Here is an 18,851-nt window from a genome sequence, read left to right on the forward strand (position 1 = left end):
CGGGGTCGAAAGAACCCCGGATATTCACTGTGCGGCGAACCGCTCGGCGGCGTCCCGGTCAGCGCGCGGCGACGGCACCGAGCTTCGCTGCGACGAGCTCGGCGATCTGCACCGCATTCAGCGCAGCGCCCTTGCGGAGGTTGTCGTTGGAGATGAACAGGACGAGGCCGCGGCCCTCCGGCGCGGACTGGTCCGCCCGGATGCGTCCGACGAAGCTCGGGTCCTTGCCCGCGGCCTGCAGCGGGGTCGGGACCTCCTCGAGGACGACGCCAGGGGCATCCGCCAGCACCTCGCGGGCGCGCTCGGGCGTGATCTCGCGCGCGAACTCGACGTTGATGCTCAGCGAGTGGCCCGTGAAGACCGGCACGCGGACGCAGGTGCCCGCGACCCGCAGGTCGGGCAGCTCGAGGATCTTGCGGCTCTCGTTGCGGAGCTTCTTCTCCTCGTCGGTCTCGTTGAGACCGTCCTCGACGAGGTTGCCGGCGAACGGCAGCACGTCGAAGGCGATGGGCGCGACGTACTTGTCCGGCTCCGGGAAGTCCACGGCGGAGCCGTCGCGCACGAGGCGCAGGGTGTCGCCCTGGGCGAGCACGCCCTCGACCTGGCCGAGCAGCTCCTCAGCGCCGGCGAGGCCGGAGCCGGAGACCGCCTGGTACGTCGAGACGATGAGGCGCTCGAGGCCGGCCTCCGCGTCGAGCGGCTTCAGCACGGGCATCGCGGCCATCGTGGTGCAGTTCGGGTTGGCGATGATGCCCTTGGGTGCGTCGTCGATCGCGTGCGGGTTGACCTCGCTGACGACCAGCGGCACCTCGGGGTCCATGCGCCAGGCGCTCGAGTTGTCGATGACGACCGCGCCGGCCGCGGCGAAGCGCGGTGCGTGCTGCTTCGAGGCGGAGCCACCCGCGGAGAAGAGGGCGATGTCGATGCCGGAGAGGTCGTCGGTCTCGACGTCCTCCACGACCACGTCGGCGCCGCCGAACGCGATGGTCTTCCCTGCCGAGCGCGCGGACGCGAACAGCCGCAGCTCGCGGATCGGGAACTGGCGCTCCGCGAGAATCTCGCGCATCACAGCGCCGACCTGGCCGGTGGCGCCGACGACGGCGACGGAGAGTCCTGAATCAGAGATGCGGGTCATGATGTTCCTCGGAGAAGCGCGACGGGTTGCTCGAGTCTAATCCGCGCCGCGGGGAGCTGCCGACTCCGCCCGTCACGTCATGTCTCACTCGGCGCGGGAAAGACCGCCTCATACCCGCAACAAGTGAGACACGACGTCGCCCATGTCTCACTCCGCGCGGGAAAGACCGCCTCATACCCGCAACAAGTGAGACACGAGGTCGCCCATGTCTCACTCCGCGCGGGAAAGACCGCCTCATACCCGCAACAAGTGAGACACGAGGTCGCCCATGTCTCACTCCGCGCGGGAAAGCCCGCCTCATACCCGCACGAACTGAGACACGGCACAGGGGCGGAGACGACGAAGGCCCCGACCGCGGATGGTCGGGGCCTGTCGAGGGATGTCAGCGGCCGGTGCCCGCGTAGACGGTCGCCTCGATCTCGCCGTCCAGGCCATAGGCGCTGTGCACCACGCGCGCGGCCTCGTCGAGCTCGGTGTCACGGAGGATGACGGAGATGCGGATCTCGCTCGTGGAGATCATCTCGATGTTGATGCCCGCCCCGCTCAGCGCCTCGAACAGGGTCAGCGAGACGCCGGCGTGCGTGCGCATGCCCGCGCCGACCACCGAGAGCTTGCCGACCTGGTCGTCGTACACGAGGTTCTCGAAGCCGACCTCGTCCTGGGCGGCCGTGAGCGCCTTCGCCACGTCGGCGGCGGACTGCTTCGGCAGCGTGAAGGAGATGTCGGTCCGGCCGGCCTTCGCCGACTGCACGTTCTGCACGATCATGTCGATGTTCGCGCCCGTCTTCGCGACGAGCGTGAAGATCGCCGCGGCGGAACCCGGGACGTCGGGAACCCCGAGCACCGTGATCTTGGCCTGGCTGCGGTCGATGGCGACACCGGCGACGACCGGCTCTTCCATCCCGATGGCGTCGTCCGACATGGTCTCTCCCTTGGCATCGCGGGGGGCCTTCATCCCCTCGCCCAGAACATAGGTGCCCTCGTTCGACGTGAAGGTCGACCGGGCGTGGATGAGCACGCCGTGGCGGCGGGCGTACTCGACGGCGCGGATGTAGAGCACCTTTGCGCCGTTCGCAGCGAGCTCGAGCATCTCCTCCGCGGTGATGTGCCCGAGCTTGCGGGCCAGCGGGACCACGCGCGGGTCGGCGGTGAAGATGCCGTCGACATCGCTGTAGATCTCGCACACGTCGGCGTCGAGAGCCGCCGCGAGCGCGACCGCGGTGGTGTCCGAGCCGCCGCGACCGAGCGTGGTGATGTCCTTGGTGTCGCGGTTGAACCCCTGGAAACCGGCCACGATCACGACGGCGCCGTCGTCGAGCGCCGCACGCAGGCGCACGGGCGTCACGTCGACGATGCGCGCAGAGCCATGGTCGGCCGTGGTGATCATGCCGGCCTGGCTGCCCGTGAACGAGCGCGCTTCGTACCCCATCGAGTGGATGGCCATGGCCAGGAGGGCCATGGAGATGCGCTCTCCGCTGGAGAGCAGCATGTCGAGCTCGCGCGGCGCGGGCATCGGCGCGACCTGGGAGGCGAGGTCCAGCAGCTCGTCCGTGGTGTCGCCCATCGCGCTCACCGCCACGACGACGTCATGCCCGGCGCGGCGGGTGTCGGCGATGCGCTTCGCGACGCGCTTGATGCTCTCGGCGTCGGCCACGGACGAGCCGCCGAACTTCTGGACGATCAGCGCCAAGTGATGCTCCTCGATGCGTTCGCGGGATGAGCGGACGCCGACCGCGTCCACGCATCAATCCTAGAGAAGCCCGCATGCTCCCGCGGACATACCCCTACAGGCGCCGGCGCCCCTCGAACGCGCGGCCCAGCGTCACCTCGTCGGCGTACTCGAGATCGCCGCCGACGGGGAGTCCCGAGGCCAGGCGCGACACCGCGATGTCGAGGGCCGTCAGCAGGCGGCTGAGGTAGGCGGCGGTGGCCTCGCCCTCGAGATTCGGGTTCGTCGCGAGGATGACCTCCTGCACTGTGCCGTCGGCTAGGCGCGTCATGAGCTGCTGGATGCGCAGATCGTCGGGGCCGATCCCCGCGATGGGGCTGATGGCGCCACCCAGCACGTGGTAGCGTCCGCGGAACTCGCGCGTGCGCTCGATGGCGGCCACGTCCTTTGCGTCCTCCACGACGCAGATGAGCGAGGTATCGCGGCGCGGGTCGCGGCAGATGCCGCAGGTGTCGCTCTCGGAGACGTTGCCGCAGATCTCGCAGAACTTCACCCGCTCGCGCACCTCGCGCAGGAGCACGGAGAGCCGCGACACGTCGAAGGTCGGCGTCTGCAGGATGTGGAACGCGATGCGCTGGGCGGACTTCGGGCCGATGCCGGGGAGGCGGCCGAGCTCGTCGATCAGCTCCTGGACGATGCCGTCGTACATACCGGGGTTGTGTCCTTACGAGGAAGAGGTGAGGGAGGATCAGGCGAACCGCGTCGGCGGCTCATAGGGCTCCTCGTGGAGGAAGGTCGCGCCCAGCACCTGCCGGACGACGGCCTCGCCGTAGCGCTGGATGCCGTCGGGTCCGACGCTGCGTGCCTGCACGCGCGGCTGCGGGGCGGGACGAGGGGCGATCGCCTCCGCGGGCTCCGGGGGGACGTCGCCCGGGTCGGCGTCGTCCTCGTCGGCGGTGAGCGGCGCGGGCGCCGTCACCTCGCCCTCGGGCACCGGGGCCGTCGCGCGTGCGACGACGGGTACCGCGGCCTCCTCCGGGTCGTCGTCGACGGCCAGGGTCCCGACGACGCCGCCGGGGATGGTGGCGACCGCCCACTCGGTGACGGGCGCCGCCCCGGCGACCGACGCGCCGCCGGCCGTGGGGCCGGCGGCGCGGGATGGCCGATCGACGGCGGGCGCGCTCCGCTCGGGAGCCTGCTCCCGCCGCGGGGCAGAGCCCTGCTGCGCGTCGGGGCCCTGCTGTGGGCCGGGGCCCTGCTGCGCGCCGGGACCCTGCTGTGGGCCGCTGCCATCGGGCCGGCCGGAGCCGGGACCACCAGAACCGCCACCACCGGGACCGCCACCGTGGCCGCCCGCGGCACCGCCGTCGTGGCGCGCGAGGTACTTCACGCGGACACCCAGCACCTCGAGGATGATGCCGCGCAGATCCTCGCTGACACCCCCGCCCTGCGGGGTGCGCTCCTTGAAGGTGGCGAGGTCCCGCTGATTCGTGAACGCGAGCGTGAGCACGTCGCCCGCCGCGGCGACGGGGCGAGCGCTCTGAAGGACGAGCCAGGACGAGCGGCTCACGTGCTCGAGGCGAGCGAGGACTCCCGACCAGACGGCCTGCACGGCCGGCAGGGTGAGCTCGGTCGACGCGGGTGCCGGCTTCTCCTGCTGCGCGGGCGCCGACGGCCGAGGAGCGGCGTCGCGGACGGGCGGCTCGTCGTAGGGGTCGTACGGCGGCTCGTCCTCGGGACCGGGCAGCGGCGCGTCGTCGTTCGCCCGCGACCCCGCCGGACTTTGAGCGGCGCGTTCCTCGGCGGGCCCGTCGCCGCCGGGTGGAATGGTCGCCCATCCGGCCGCGGGCACGGTCCCGTCGTCGGCGGATCCCGCCTGGGGCGGAGCCGCCGCCGGAGCTGCCGGGGACTCGGCGCTCGGAGCTGTCGGCGAGGCAGCAGCCGGAGCCGCCGTCCGCGGAGCCGCGGCAGGAGCAGCCGCCGCAGGAGCAGCCGCGGCAGGCGCAGCCGCCGGCTCGGCAGCAGGGGCCGCCGCCGGAGCCGCCGTCCGCGGAGCCGCGGCAGGAGCAGCAGCGGCAGCAGCCGACCCGGCCGCCGCAGCCCGAGCCGGCGCAGCCCCGGTCGGCGTCACGGCGCCGCTCCCCCGCCCCGCGGCGCCGGCCAGGCCGGCGACGGCGGTTCCCTGCGTGAGCACGCGCGCGATCATGAGCTCGAGCTGCAGGCGCGGAGAGGTCGCGCCGGTCATCCCGTCGAGGGCGGCGCTGACGATGTCGGCGACCCGCGACAGGCGATCCGCGCCGAAGCGGTCGGCCTGCTGACCCATCCGCTCGAGCTCGTCGGCGGGGATGCCGCGCAGCACGGCGGACGCGCCGGCCCCGGTCGCGGCGATGACGATGAGGTCGCGGAGGCGCTCGAGCAGGTCGTCGACGAAACGACGCGGGTCCTGCCCGGTCTGCACGACTCGGTCCACCGCGCCGAACGCCGATCCGGCGTCGGCGACCGCGAACGCGTCGACGACCTCGTCCAGCAGCTCGGCGTGCGTGTACCCGAGCAGCGCCACGGCGCGCTCGTAGGTCACGCTCGCGTTCTCCGACCCTGCGATGAGCTGGTCGAGGATCGAGAGGGTGTCGCGCGGCGACCCGCCGCCCGCGCGCACGACGAGCGGCAGCACGCCCTGCGCCACGGAGACGCCCTCCTCGGCGCACAGCTTCTCGACGTACGCGAGCATCGCCGCCGGTGGCACGAGCCGGAACGGATAGTGGTGCGTGCGCGAGCGGATGGTGCCGATCACCTTGTCGGGCTCGGTGGTCGCGAAGATGAACTTGACGTGGGCCGGAGGCTCCTCGACGAGCTTCAGCAGCGCGTTGAACCCCTGCGGCGTGACCATGTGGGCCTCGTCGAGGATGAAGATCTTGAAGCGGTCGCGCGCGGGCGCGAAGATGGCCCGCTCGCGCAGATCGCGGGCGTCGTCGACGCCGTTGTGGCTGGCGGCGTCGATCTCGACGACGTCGAGCGATCCGCCGCCCGCGCGGGAGAGCTCGACGCAGCTGTCGCAGCGCCCGCACGGCACGTCGGTGGGCCCCTCCGCGCAGTTCAGGCAGCGGGCGAGGATGCGGGCCGACGTGGTCTTGCCGCACCCGCGCGGACCCGAGAAGAGGTAGGCGTGGCCGATGCGATCTCCGCGCAGCGCCGTCATCAGCGGATCCGTGACCTGCGACTGGCCGATCATCTCCCCGAAGGTCTCCGGCCGATAGCGGCGATACAAGGCTGTGGTCACGGAAACCAGCCTACGGCTCCCCACCGACATCGCCCCGGTCGGTCTCCCAGCCGCCCATGCGGGCGGCCGGGAGGCGCTGCGATCGGCGTCAGTCCAGCGAGTGGGGATCCGTCGCGCGCTCCATCAGATCGTCGGCGACGATCGGGATGGCGGAGGTCACCGGAGGCAGGGTGGGCTCGAGGTGCGAGCCGTCCTCCCGGTGCATCGAGGAGTACTTGCGCATGGTCGGGCGCCCCTGGATGACCGGCCCCTGGTCGGCGAGCGGCACCACGGCCTCGGCGTCCACGCTCGCGGTGTGGACGCCGCCCCGCACGCGGAACGTGACGGGGTCGCCCGAGCGCACCCGCACCCGCATCTCGTCACGGCGCAGGGCGACCTCGAGCTGCGACCCCTGCCAGGAGAGCGCGTACTGCAGCTCCGGCCAGTCCCGGGGCAGGCGCGGGTCGAAGCTCAGCTCGCCGTCGTGATCGCGCATTCCCCCGAACCCAGCGACGAGCGCGGTCCAGACACCGCCCGCCGAGGCGACGTGCACGCCGTCCGACGCGTTGCCGTGCAGGTCGGCGAGGTCGACGAACAGCGCGTGCTCGAAGTAGTCCAGCGCCAGGTCCTGGTACCCCACCTCGGCGGCGAGGATCGACTGCACGACCGCCGACAGCGTCGAGTCGCCCGTTGTGAGCGGGTCGTAGTACTCGAAGTCCGCGAGCTTCTCCTCGGCGCTGAACTGGTCGCCCTGCAGATACAGCGCCAGCACGACGTCGGCCTGCTTCAGCACCTGGAAACGGTAGATGACGAGCGGGTGGAAGTGCAGCAGCAGCGGGCGCTGCTCGTGGGGCGTGTTCTCGACGTCCCACACCTCGCGCTCGAGGAACAGCGAGTCCTGCGGATTGATCCCGAGCTTCTCGTTGTAGGGGATGTAGACGGCGTCCGCCGCGCGCTCCCACGCCTCCGGCTCCCCCGGGTCGAGCTGCACCCGGTCGACGAGATCGCGGTACTCGCGCCCCGCGCGCTCGGCCATCAGGCGCACGACCTGCGCGGCCGCGCGCAGGTTGAACCGCGCCATGACGTTCGTGAAGAGGTTGTCGTTGACGACCGTCGTGTACTCGTCGGGGCCGGTGACACCGTGGATGTGGAAGCTCTCCTCGCCCTCGTTCTGGCGCCAGAACCCCAGCGTCGTCCACATCCGCGCGGTCTCGACGAGGACATCCGCCCCCTCCCGCGCCATGAAGTCGAGGTCTCCCGTGGCGCGGACGTAGCGCACCAGGGCGAAGGCGATGTCGGCGTTGATGTGGTACTGCGCGGTGCCGGCCGCGTAGTAGGCCGACGCCTCCTCGCCGTTGATGGTGCGCCAGGGGTAGAGCGCGCCGGCCTCGCTCATCTTGGCCGCGCGCCGGCGGGCGGCCGGCAGCATCTTCGTGCGCATGCGCATCGCGTTCCGCGCCCAGAGCGGGGTCGTGTACGCGAGGAACGGCAGGATGTAGATCTCCGTGTCCCAGAAGTAGTGCCCGCTGTACCCGGATCCGGTCACGCCCTTGGCGGGGATGCCCCAGCCGTCCGCCCGCGCCGAGGCCATGGCGAGCTGCAGGAGGCACCAGCGCGTCGCCTGCTGCAGGTCGTCGTGCCCCGTGATCCGGACGTCCGAGCGCTGCCAGAAGTCGTCCATCCAGCGCCGCTGGGCGGCGTAGAGACCCTCGACGCCCGCCGCGACCACGCGGTCGAGCGTGCGAAGGCTGCGGTCGATGAGCTCTCCCGTCGGCACGCTGCGCGAGGAGTGGTAGCTGATGACCTTCGTCAGCGTCACCGGGACGCCGGCCTTCGCCTCCACGCGGAAGACGTTGCGGGCGATGTCGGGCTCGAGGTGCGACTCGTGCGAGTGCTCGTTGTCGGTCTCGATGAGGTGGTCGGCGAGGACGGCGATCGACATGTCGGACGACGCCGTGCGGTACGACAGCGCCGTGCGCGTGCCGTTCTGCCAGTGCTCCTGCGGGAGGAGCACGCGCTCCGCGTCGATCCGCTCGGCGCGTCGCGGGTCGGCGACGCCGGGAGCGTGCGGATGGCCGCCGTAGACGTCCTGCCCGTCCTGCCGGTTGATGAGCTGGCAGTCCACGGCGACGGGCGCGTCGGCGTTCCGGACCGTCACCGTCATCCGCTCCACCGCGACGTGGCGGTCCTCGAACGGCACCAGGCGGTCGGACTCGAGGAGGACCTCCTTGCCCGAGGGCGTCACCCACAGCAGGCGGCGTCGCATGACGCCGTCGCGGAAGTCCAGCGTGCGCTCGTACTCGCGCACATCGGCGAGGTCGAGCGAGAGCGGCTCGTCGTCCACGTACACGCGCATGACCTTCGGATCGGGCACGTTGACGATGGTCTGCCCGACCTCGGCGAAGCCGTAGGCGCTCTCGGCGTGACGGATCGGCCAGGTCTCGTGGAACCCGTTGATGAAGGTGCCGTGCTCGTGCGCGTGGCGGCCTTCCGGGTAGTTGCCGCGCAGGCCGAGGAAGCCGTTGCCGACGGCGAACAGCGTCTCGGTGACGCCCGCGTCCTCCTCGGAGTAGCGGGTCTCCACGAGACGCCAGGGGTCGATGGGAAATCGGTCGCGATCGATCATGCGAGAAGCTCCGGGATGGCGGTGGCCGAGAAGGCGGCGGATGGCGGTGGCCGGGACAGCCGCGTGCGCTAGCGGGTGGCGGGGCCGACGAGCTCGTCGAGATCGCCGATGACGACGTGCGCGCCGGCGGCGGTCAGCGTGTCCGCCCCCGCGCCGCGGTCCACGCCGATGACGAGCCCGAAGCCGCCGGCGGCGGCCGCCGCGACCCCGCTCAGCGCGTCCTCGAGGACCGCGGACCGCGCGGGCGCTGCGCCCAGCTGCCGGGCGCCGGCGAGGAACATGTCGGGCGCGGGCTTCGAGGGCAGGCCGTCGCGCTCGGCGGTCGCCCCGTCCACGATCACGGGGAAGCGGTCGAGGATCCCCGCCGCCGTGAGCACATCGCGTGCGTTCTTGGAGCTGGAGACGACCGCGACCGGCGTGCCGACCGCGGCGAGAGCTTCGAGCAGGGCGAGGGATCCGGGGTAGGCCGCGATCCCCTCCTCGGCCAGCACGCGTGAGAACACGATGTTCTTGCGGTTGCCGATCCCGCACACGGTGTCGAGCGACGGGTCGTCGGAGGGGTCTCCCCACGGAACCTCCACGTCGCGGCTGCGCAGCAGCGTGGCGACGCCGTCGTAGCGCTTCTTGCCGTCGAGGTGGTCGAAGTAGTCCTGATCGGTATACGCGGGTTCGATCCCCCACTGCGCGAACAGCTCCTCGAACATGGCGCGCCACGAGTGCATGTGCACCTCGGCCGTGGGCGTGATCACCCCGTCCAGGTCGAACAGCACCGCGTCGCAGCGTCTGAGATCGGGCAGGTGCGCATCGGGCAGTGAGGTCACAGATCCTCCGTCGCGGGCTGTCGGTGTCCGACCAGCGTAGTGGCGCTCAACTGGCGGCGGCCAGGGATTGACGTGCGATCTCCAGCTCCTCGTCGGTGGGCACGACGAGCACCGTGACGCGGGAGGAGTCCGCCGAGATCACGGCGATCTCCCCGCGGGGAGCGCTCTCGTTGCGGGCCTCGTCGATCTCGACGCCGGCGAACCCCAGCGTCGAGAGCGCGGCCGCCCGCACCTGCGGCGCGTTCTCGCCCACCCCGGCCGTGAACGAGATGACGTCGACCCCGCCGAGCTGCGCGAGGTAGGCGCCAGCGTAGGCCCGCAGACGATGCACGTAGACGTCGAACGCGAGCTGCGCGTCCTCGTCTCCCGCCGCGCGGCGCTCCTGCACGTCGCGCATGTCGGACACCCCCGCGAGCCCCTTGAGGCCGCTGCGGGTGTTCAGCAGCCGGTCGAGCTCGCCGGTGGTCATGTCCGCGCGGCGGGCGAGCTGGAAGAGAACCGCCGGATCCAGGTCGCCGGAGCGGGTGCCCATCACCAGGCCCTCGAGCGGTGTCATGCCCATCGACGTCTCCACCGAGCGGCCGCCGTCGACGGCCGTGACCGACGCGCCGTTGCCGAGGTGGAACACGATCTGCCGGAGCTCTGTCAGCGGGCGCCCGACGTGGCGGGCGGCGGCCTCGGCGACGTACTTGTGGCTCGTGCCGTGGAAGCCGTACCGGCGGATGCGGTGCGCCGCGGCGACCTCGCGGTCGATGGCGTACGTGAAGGCGGCGGGCGGGAGCGTCTGATGGAAGGCGGTGTCGAAGACCGCCACGTGCGCGACGTCGGGGAACGCCCGGCGCGCGGCCCTGATGCCCTGGAGCGCACCGGGATTGTGCAGCGGCGCGAGCACCGAGAGCTCGTCGATGTTGATCTCCACGAGGTCGGTGACGAGCGTGGGCTCGAAGAAGCGCGCGCCGCCGTGCACGACGCGATGGCCCACCGCGGCGAGGTCGGCGGGCTCGAGCAGCGGCCCGTGCTCGGCGAACGCGTCGAGCATGACGCGGAAGCCGGCGGTGTGATCGGGGATGGCCGTCTCGCGGGTGTGCGTCGCCTCGGCGATCGCGGGGGCGGACTCCCCCGCATCTGCCGCGTACCGCACGGTGTGCCGCGCCGCGCCGTGGTCCTGCCCGATCCGCTCCACGAGGCCCGAGGCGAGCACGCGCTCGGTCTCCATGTCGATGAGCTGGTACTTGAACGACGACGAGCCGCTGTTGACGACGAGAACGCTCGTGCCGCCCATGGTCACTCTCCCTGCGCCTGGATCGCCGTGATGGCGACCGTGTTCACGATGTCTTCGACGAGCGCGCCGCGCGAGAGGTCGTTGATGGGCTTGTTGAGGCCCTGGAGGACCGGTCCGATGGCGACGGCGCCGGCCGAGCGCTGCACGGCCTTATAGGTGTTGTTGCCGGTGTTGAGGTCGGGGAAGACGAACACCGTCGCGCGCCCCGCGACCTCCGAGTCGGGCAGCTTCGCGCGGGCGACCGCGGCGTCGGCCGCGGCGTCGTACTGGATCGGCCCCTCGATCGGCAGCTGCGGCGCGCGAGTGCGCGCGAGCTGTGTCGCCTCCCTGACCTTGTCGACATCGGCGCCCGAACCCGACTCACCCGTCGAGTACGACAGCATCGCCACCCGCGGCTCCACGCCGAACTGCCGCGCGGTCTCCGCGGAGGAGATGGCGATGTCGGCGAGCTGCTCGCTGGTGGGGTCGGGGATGACCGCGCAGTCGCCGTAGACGAGCACGCGGTCGGCCAGCGCCATGAGGAAGACGCTGGAGACCACCGAGACGCCCGGCTTCGTCTTGATGATCTCGAAGGCGGGGCGGATGGTGTGGGCCGTCGTGTGCACGGCTCCCGACACCATCCCGTCGGCCAGGCCGAGGTGCACCATCATGGTGCCGAAGTAGCTGGGGTCGGTGACTGTGTCGGCCGCGCGCTCGTAGGTCATGCCCTTGTGCGCGCGCAGCGCGGCGTACTCCGTGGCGAACTTGTGCACGTGCACCGCGTCGAAGGGGCTCAGCACGTGCGCGTCGCGCAGGTCGACCCCGAGCTCGATGGCCCGGGCGCGCACCTCGAACGGCTCGCCCAGGATGGTCAGCTGCGCCACGCCCCGCTGCAGCAGGATGCCCGCCGCCCGCAGGACGCGGTCGTCGTCGCCCTCCGGCAGCACGATGTGGCGCCGGTCGGAGCGCGCGCGTTCCAGCAGCGTGTACTCGAACATCAGCGGCGTGACCACGCTCGCCTGCGCCACGCCCAGCACGCGCGTGAGTTCGGCGGTGTCGACGTGCGTCTCGAACAGCGACAGCGCGAGGTTGTATCGCTGCGGTGAGCCCGCAGCCAGCCGTCCGCGCGCGCTCATCACCTGCACCGCCGTGGTGTACGTGTCGCCCTCCGAGCGGATGACGGGCAGGCGCGAGCCGAGCCCCTCCAGCAGGCGCGTGACGGACTCCGGGATGTCGAAGGGCCCGTTGAGGATGATGCCGGCGATCGACGGGAAGGTGCCGGAGGCATTGGCGAGGAGCGCCGCGAGGAGCACCTCGCTGCGGTCGCCCGGCACGATGAGGCAGGCGCCCTCGGTGAGGCGAGGCAGCACGTTCTCCATCGACATCGCCGCGACCACCACGCCGAGCGCCTCGCGGGTGAGGAGCTCCTCGTCGCCGTGGATGAGCCGTCCTCCGACCGCGCGGAGCACGTCGCCCATCGACGGCGCGACGAGCATGCGGTCTTCGGGGACCGCCCACACGGGCGCGCTCGGCGTCGTCACGCGGACCGCCCGGATGATCTCGTCGCGGCGCGCGTCGTCGGCGCGGTTGACGACGGTCGCCAGCAGCTCTGCACGCTCTCTGGCGAGCTCCGGCACGGCGAGCGCGGCGATCTGGGCGACCTCCTCGGGCGTGCGCGCCGAGGTGGTGCCGAGCTGCTCGCTGCCGCCCTGGTGCGCACGCCCGCCGAGCACGAGGAGCACGGGCGTGCCGAGGTTCACCGCCACCCGGGCGTTGTAGGCGAGCTCGGCGGGGCTCCCGACGTCGGTGTAGTCGCTGCCGAGCACCACGACCGCGTCGCACTTGGCCTCCACGGCCTTGAAGCGCTCGACGATCCGGGCGAGGGCCGCCTCCGGATCGGCGCGGACGTCGTCGTAGGTGACCGCGACGCACTCGTCGTACGCGAGGTCGACGCCGTCGTGATCGAGGAGCATCTCGAGGACGTAGTCCCGCTCATCCGTCGAGCGCGCGATGGGGCGGAAGACGCCCACGCGGGGAGTCGCCCTGCTGAGCGCGTCGAGCACTCCCAGAGCGACCGTGGACTTCCCGGAGTGGCCCTCCGCCGACGTGATGTAGATGCTTCTCGCCACGTCCTCCAGCCTACGGGCGAGAACGCGGCCGGGACGGGGAGACGGCCGATTCGTCCGGGCATGAAAAGGCTCTCCGCGCACCCGACAGAGCCCGGTTACCCTTGCTACGTTTCCGTCCTGGGGGAGTTGGCCTGGATGCCGCCACGCGGAGAGCTGGAGATAGTCTAACCCCGAATGCGAGGTGGCCCGTGCCAGAGACGATGACGGCCGACAGATTCCTGCAGGCGTCGGGCGAGATCACCGCGTCGATCTCCCGCGTGATCGACGGGAAGCCCGAGGCTGTGCGCAGCGCGGTCACGGCCCTGCTCGCGGAGGGGCATCTCCTCATCGAGGACGTCCCGGGAGTCGGGAAGACGCAGCTCGCCCGCGCGCTCGCCACGAGCATCGCGGCGACCGTCCGGCGAATCCAGTTCACTCCGGATCTCCTGCCCAGCGACGTCACGGGCGTGTCGGTGTTCGATCCGGGAACGCGCGAGTTCGAGTTCAAGCCCGGTGCGGTGTTCGCGCACATCGTCATCGCCGACGAGATCAACCGCTCCTCCCCCAAGACCCAGTCGGCGCTCCTGGAGGCGATGGAGGAGACGCAGGTCACCGTCGACGGCCGCACTCACCCCCTGCCCCGGCCGTTCCTCGTCGTGGCGACGCAGAACCCCCTGGAGATGGAGGGCACATACGCGCTTCCCGAGGCGCAGCGGGATCGCTTCATGATGCGCATCTCGATCGGGTACCCCGACGCGGCGGCCGAGGCGCTGATGCTGCGGCAGCGCGACACCGCAGACCCGCTGGACGCGCTGCGCGCGGTCGTCGACGTCGAGACGGTCGCGCAGCTCATCGCCTGGGCCCGCTCGGTGCACGTCGCGCCCGTCATCGAGCAGTACGCGGTCGCCCTCGCCCAGGGCACTCGGCACCACCCCGACCTGCGCCTGGGCGCGAGCCCCCGCGCGACGATCCAGCTCGTGCGCGCGGCGAAGGTGCGCGCCGCGCTCGACGGGCGCGAGTACGTGATCCCCGACGACCTCATGGCCCTGCTCGCGCCCGTGTTCGCACACCGGCTCATCCCCACCCGAGCCGCCGTCGCACGGCACGGCGACGACGACGTGGTGCCGGCCGTCCTCGAGCGCATCGTGCGCTCGGTCCCCGTCCCGCTGACCGCGGCCCGCTGACGATCATGCGCCGGGGGCCACTCACCTCACGCGGAGCGGGAGCGCTGGCTCTCGGTCTCGCGCTGTGCGTGGGCGCCCACGCCGCGGGATCCCCGGAGGCGCTCGCGTTCGGCGTGCTCCTGGTGTCGCTCGCCGTCACGTGTGTGCTCTCGCTCTACCTGCGACGGAGCCCCGCCCGCGTCCTGCGGATCCTGCGACCGGAGACGGTGGCGGTCGGCGAGGAGTGCGCGGTGACGCTGCGGATCTCCGGCCGCTCGCCCCTGCCGACACCCGGCGGCACGTGGCACGACGTCGTGCCGGCGGGCCTCCTCGGCACCGCATCCGGGTCTCTGCCCGCCTCCCTCACCCCCGGCATGCGCGAGACGCTCGAGCTCGGTTACACGGTCACCGGACTGCGCCGCGGCCCCTGGACCCTCGGCCCCCTCACCGTCGTCGAGCACGACCCGTTCGGCCTCGCGCGCCGCACCCGGCGCCTGGGCGGCGCCACCCCCGTCATGGTCACGCCGCGGGTCGCCCCGCTCGCCTCGCTGAGCCGCGTGGGCGGAGACGCGGGGGTCGCGCTCGCGACCGCCGAGCGGCGCGGGCAGGGAGCGGACAACCTCATCCCCCGCCCGTACGCCCCCGGCGACTCGATGCGCCGCGTCCACTGGCGCGCCTCCGCGCGGCTCGGCGAGCTCATGGTGCGGGAGGAGGAGCAGGAGTCCTCCCCGCAGGCGCTCGTCGTGCTCGACCGCGGCATCTTCCGATGGGGGCCAGCGGCCGCAGTGCCCGGAGGCGACCCCGCCTTCGAGAACGCCGTGTCGCTGTGCGTGTCGATCGCGTGGCGGCTCGCCAACGACGGCTACGTCGTCGAGGTCGTCGACGGAGACGGCCTGGCGCTGGCCGCGCTCGCGGCCGCTCCGGGGGCGGACGAGCGCGACGAGCTCGCGCGCGCGTTCGCGACCCTCGGCACCCGCTCGGCCGACACCCTGCCGCAGCTGGACCGCGCGCTCGCGGGCCGGACCGTCGGCCCGCTCATCGTGATCGCCGGTCGTCTGGAGGGCGACGACGCCCCGGTCCTCGCCCGACTCGGACATCGCGGCGCGCTGCCGCTGGTGTTCGCCGCCGACCCTCGCCCCGACGCGCTCCCGCAGGTGCGGCGGGCCGGATGGCGCGTCGCAGCTCTCGGGGAGGACGTCGAGGAGACGTGGCTGCGCGGTGCGGAGACGGCGCATGCCGGCCGCTGAGGGCGCGGCCGCCCCGGGACGCGTGAGCGGCGATCCCGGGCTGGCCCTGTGGACCGCCGTCGCCGTGCTCGCCGCCGCCCTGCCCATCTCGCGCGTGATCCTGCCGTCGTGGCTGCCGCAGACCGTGCTGGTCGTCGCCGCCGTCGCGGCGGCAGGGTGGGCGGTGCGACGCAGTGCGCGTCTCTCCTGGCCGATCGTGGCGGAAGCTGCGGCCTGGCTCGTCGCCGTGACCGTGATGCTGCCCGCCGCCATCCCGCGGCTCGTCGTCGTCCCCTCCCTCGACACCGTCCCCGCCGTGCGCGCCATGCTGGGCGCGGTGGGTGACGAGCTGCTGCGCGGCGTCGCGCCGGTGCGGCCGACGCCTGCGCTGTCATGGTCCATCACCGCTGCGATCGGACTCCTGGCGATCGCGATGGCGCACGTCGCCCTCACCGCGCGCCTGCCGCTCCTGGCCGCCACCGGACTCATCGCCGTGGCGCTCATCCCGTCGCTCGTCGTCCCGCAGCGGGTGGACGCGGTCTACTTCGTGCCGCTGGCCGTCGCGGTCCTGCTCCTCCTGCGGGCAGACACCCGCGCGCGAGACCCGCAGGACGGGCTCGCGCACGCGGCATCGGCATCGGCGGTCGCCGCGGTCGTCGGCGTGGTCGCGGTCGTCGCGGCCCTGGCCATCCCGCCCTTCCTCCCCCAGCCGGTCGCCAAGGCGGGGACGGGCATCGGCCCGACCACCACCATCGACGCCGATCTCGACCTCGGCGCGAGCCTGCGCCAGCCCGCGGAGACCGAGGTGCTGCGGGTCACGACCGACGCGGGCTCCGCGCCGTACCTGCGCGTCGCGACCCTGTCGTCGTTCGACGGAGAGGTCTGGACCCCCGACACCGGCGCACTGACCTCGGTGGCCGCCGGCCTCCCCCCTCTCGAGCGCAGCTCGGCCGAGCGCGTGGCGGGCACCGCGCGGATCGACGTCACCAGGCTCGCCGGCTCCTACCTGCCCCTGCCGTACGCGGCGGTGGAGCTCCAGGGCGTCGACGAGGCGTGGTCGCTGCTCACCGCCAATCGCACCCTCGTCACCAACTCCGCCACCTCCCTCGACGCGCAGTACACGGTGTCGTGGGAGCGCCCGGCACCCACGCGCGAGCAGGCCCAGCAGGCCACGGTCGGCGGCGAGGGCGCGCCCGCCCAGGCCCTCGAGCTGCCCGCGCTGCCCGCCGTCATCCCCGAGCTCGCCGCCGAGGTGACCGAGAGCGCCGAGACCCCGTACGACCAGCTGCGCGCCCTGCAGGGCTGGTTCCGCGGCGGCGCGTTCCGCTACTCGCTGGAGGCGCCCGTCGAGGAGGGCTTCGACGGGTCGGGCGTGGAGGCGATCGCGCGCTTCCTCGACGAGCGGGCCGGCTACTGCGTGCACTTCGCGTCGGCCTTCGCCGTCATGGCGCGCACGCTGGGCATCCCCACCCGCGTGGTGGTGGGATACCTTCCCGGCACGTCCACGGGTCAGCCGGGCGCCGACGGCGCGATGACGTACTCGGTCACGAGCGGCCAGCTGCACTCCTGGCCCGAGGCGCACCTCGACGGCATCGGATGGGTCGCGTTCGACCCCACCGCCTCGCTCGGGGTGCCGACGAACTTCCTGCCGGAGGCCCCCACCGGCGCGCAGACGCCGACCGATGAGCTCGACGGGCGCTGGGCGACGCCGCGGCCGAGCCCGACGGCGACGGCGACCGCTGCTCCCGACGCCGACGCGGCCGACGCCGGCTCCGCGGGAAGCGCGCGCACGAGCGGAGGGGCGTCGACCGCCCTCGGCGTGGCCGCCGCCCTCGTCCTCGCGCTGCTCGTGCCGTTCCTCGTGCGGGTGGGGCGACGGCGCGGGCGGCTCGGCGCTCCGGATGGCCGTCGCGCCGAGGCCGTCTGGCGCGAGCTGGTGGACACCGCGATCGACGCCGGCTACGACGTCAGCGCGAGCGAGTCGCCCCGCGCCCTGGGCGCGCGTCTCGTCGCGGAGGCCGGGGCGCCGGAGCCGCAGGTCGCCCTGCTGGTCGGCGCGGTCGAGCGCGCGGCGTACGCCAGGGAGCACGACGACCTGCCCGCGTCCGCGGCGGCCGACGCGCTGCGGGCCACGCGCCGCGCCATCCTGCCGCGGCCGGCGGACCGCCTGCGGGCCGCGGCCGCTCCCCGCTCGCTCGTCGTCCGGCCATCCGTCGACGAGCTCGTCTGAGACGCGGCTCAGGGGGCCTTGACGACCGTGCCCTTCCCGACCAGCGTGATGCCGCTCGGCGTGATGATGTAGCCGCGCGCGGTGTCGGCCTCGCGCGAGAGACCGACGGAGGCCCCGGCCTCCACGACGACGTTCTTGTCGAGGATGGCCCGGCGCACGGTCGCGCCCGGCTTGATCCGCGCGTTGTCGAACAGGATCGAGTCGCTCACGTGGGCGCCGGACTCGACGATGCCGTTCGCGCCGAGCACGCTGCGCTCGATGTGCGCACCGGAGATGACGCTGCCGCCGGCCACGATCGAGTCGATCACGGTGCTCAGCGTGCCGCGCGCGTCGCGCGCGAACTTCGCCGGCGGCATGTTGACCTGCTGCGTGAAGATCGGCCACTCCTGGTTGTACAGGTTGAACACCGGCAGCACCGAGATGAGGTCCTGGTGCGCCTCGAAGTAGGAGTCGATCGTGCCCACGTCGCGCCAGTAGTACCGGTCGCGAGCCGACGCACCCGGCACCGTGTTCAGCTTCATGTCGTAGACGCCGGCGGTGCCGCGCTCGACGAACGCGGGGATGATGTCGCCGCCCATGTCGTGGTTCGACCCCGGGCGGTCCTCGTCACGCCGCACCTCGTCGATGAGGGCCTGGGTGGTGAAGACGTAGTTGCCCATCGAGGCGAGCACCTCGTTCGGGGAGTCGGGCAGCCCCTCGGGCGCCTTCGGCTTCTCCAGGAACTCCCGGATGCGCGTGGGCTGCTCGGGGTCGATGTCGATGACGCCGAACTGGTCGGCGAGCGAGATCGGCTGGCGGATGGCCGCGACCGTGGCCTCGGCTCCGGAGGCGGTGTGGGCGTCGATCATCTGGTCGAAGTCCATGCGGTACACGTGGTCGGCGCCGACCACGACGATGTAGTCGGGGCGCTCGTCGTATATGAGGTTCAGGCTCTGCAGGATGGCGTCCGCCGAGCCCTGATACCAGCGCTTGCCGAGGCGCTGCTGGGCGGGCACCGAGGTGATGTACGAGCCGAGGATGCCGTTCATGCGCCACACCTGCGAGATGTGCCGGTCGAGGCTGTGCGACTTGTACTGCGTGAGGACGACGATCTGCCGCAGGCCCGAGTTCACGAGGTTGGACAGCGCGAAGTCGATGAGCCGATACTGGCCGCCGAACGGCACCGCCGGCTTCGCACGGTCCTCGGTGAGGGGCATGAGGCGCTTGCCTTCTCCGCCTGCGAGGACGATGCCGAAGTACTTGGACATGGCCTCACCATAGTGATCTCCGAACGAGAAAATCAGACCTCGCGTCGCGTGGCGAAATGTGCAAGTGTCGGTCGCCACCACGTGCCCCCTCCGAACGCTAGGTTGACTG

At 72.4% G+C, this 18,851-nt stretch carries 12 protein-coding genes and 1 other RNA gene; 3 read left to right on the forward strand and 10 right to left on the reverse strand.

Annotated features, from left to right (window positions below):
• Nucleotides 1–58: 58 nt before the first annotated feature.
• From QWJ90_RS03645 to ffs, 9 genes are all read right to left on the reverse strand, one after another.
• Nucleotides 59–1,135, reverse strand: coding sequence for an aspartate-semialdehyde dehydrogenase (locus QWJ90_RS03645; protein WP_290106233.1), 1,077 nt, complete (start codon nt 1,133–1,135; stop codon nt 59–61).
• A gap of 382 nt (nt 1,136–1,517) precedes the next feature.
• On the reverse strand, nt 1,518–2,825 hold the full coding sequence (locus QWJ90_RS03650; RefSeq protein ID WP_156243200.1) for an aspartate kinase: 1,308 nt from the start codon (nt 2,823–2,825) through the stop codon (nt 1,518–1,520).
• Nucleotides 2,826–2,919: 94 nt separating this feature from the next.
• On the reverse strand, nt 2,920–3,513 hold the full coding sequence (recR, locus tag QWJ90_RS03655) for a recombination mediator RecR (protein WP_156243199.1): 594 nt from the start codon (nt 3,511–3,513) through the stop codon (nt 2,920–2,922).
• Between the two features lie 39 nt (nt 3,514–3,552).
• Nucleotides 3,553–6,081, reverse strand: coding sequence for a DNA polymerase III subunit gamma and tau (locus QWJ90_RS03660; RefSeq protein ID WP_290106235.1), 2,529 nt, complete (start codon nt 6,079–6,081; stop codon nt 3,553–3,555).
• 88 nt (nt 6,082–6,169) lie between these two features.
• On the reverse strand, nt 6,170–8,686 hold the full coding sequence (locus QWJ90_RS03665; protein ID WP_290106236.1) for a glycoside hydrolase family 65 protein: 2,517 nt from the start codon (nt 8,684–8,686) through the stop codon (nt 6,170–6,172).
• A 68-nt stretch (nt 8,687–8,754) separates the two neighbouring features.
• On the reverse strand, nt 8,755–9,498 hold the full coding sequence (locus QWJ90_RS03670; protein WP_290106362.1) for an HAD family hydrolase: 744 nt from the start codon (nt 9,496–9,498) through the stop codon (nt 8,755–8,757).
• Nucleotides 9,499–9,553: 55 nt separating this feature from the next.
• The gene (locus tag QWJ90_RS03675; protein ID WP_290106237.1) at nt 9,554–10,789 is read right to left on the reverse strand and encodes an acetate/propionate family kinase; all 1,236 of its coding nucleotides are present in this window, start codon (nt 10,787–10,789) and stop codon (nt 9,554–9,556) included.
• A 2-nt stretch (nt 10,790–10,791) separates the two neighbouring features.
• A complete protein-coding gene (pta, locus tag QWJ90_RS03680; RefSeq protein WP_290106238.1) occupies nt 10,792–12,897 on the reverse strand; it encodes a phosphate acetyltransferase in 2,106 nt (701 codons plus the stop codon).
• A 61-nt stretch (nt 12,898–12,958) separates the two neighbouring features.
• Nucleotides 12,959–13,055, reverse strand: an RNA gene (gene ffs / locus QWJ90_RS03685) — signal recognition particle sRNA small type.
• A 42-nt stretch (nt 13,056–13,097) separates the two neighbouring features.
• Here ffs and QWJ90_RS03690 point away from each other — a divergent pair.
• From QWJ90_RS03690 to QWJ90_RS03700, 3 genes are read left to right on the forward strand one after another with little or no spacing between them, the layout of a single operon-like run.
• Nucleotides 13,098–14,060, forward strand: a complete 963-nt coding sequence (locus tag QWJ90_RS03690; RefSeq protein WP_290106363.1) for an AAA family ATPase — start codon at nt 13,098–13,100, stop codon at nt 14,058–14,060.
• 5 nt (nt 14,061–14,065) lie between these two features.
• Complete coding sequence (locus tag QWJ90_RS03695) at nt 14,066–15,286, forward strand: DUF58 domain-containing protein (protein WP_290106240.1); 1,221 nt, start codon at nt 14,066–14,068, stop codon at nt 15,284–15,286.
• On the forward strand, nt 15,273–17,495 hold the full coding sequence (locus QWJ90_RS03700; RefSeq protein WP_290106241.1) for a DUF3488 and transglutaminase-like domain-containing protein: 2,223 nt from the start codon (nt 15,273–15,275) through the stop codon (nt 17,493–17,495). The genes QWJ90_RS03695 and QWJ90_RS03700 overlap by 14 nt, the downstream gene beginning before the upstream one ends.
• Nucleotides 17,496–17,503: 8 nt before the next feature.
• Here QWJ90_RS03700 and glgC read toward each other — a convergent pair whose 3' ends face one another.
• Nucleotides 17,504–18,742, reverse strand: a complete 1,239-nt coding sequence (gene glgC, locus QWJ90_RS03705) for a glucose-1-phosphate adenylyltransferase (RefSeq protein ID WP_290106242.1) — start codon at nt 18,740–18,742, stop codon at nt 17,504–17,506.
• Nucleotides 18,743–18,851 lie beyond the last annotated feature (109 nt).

The organism is Microbacterium oryzae, from assembly GCF_030406385.1.
Lineage (GTDB): Bacteria > Actinomycetota > Actinomycetes > Actinomycetales > Microbacteriaceae > Microbacterium > Microbacterium oryzae_A.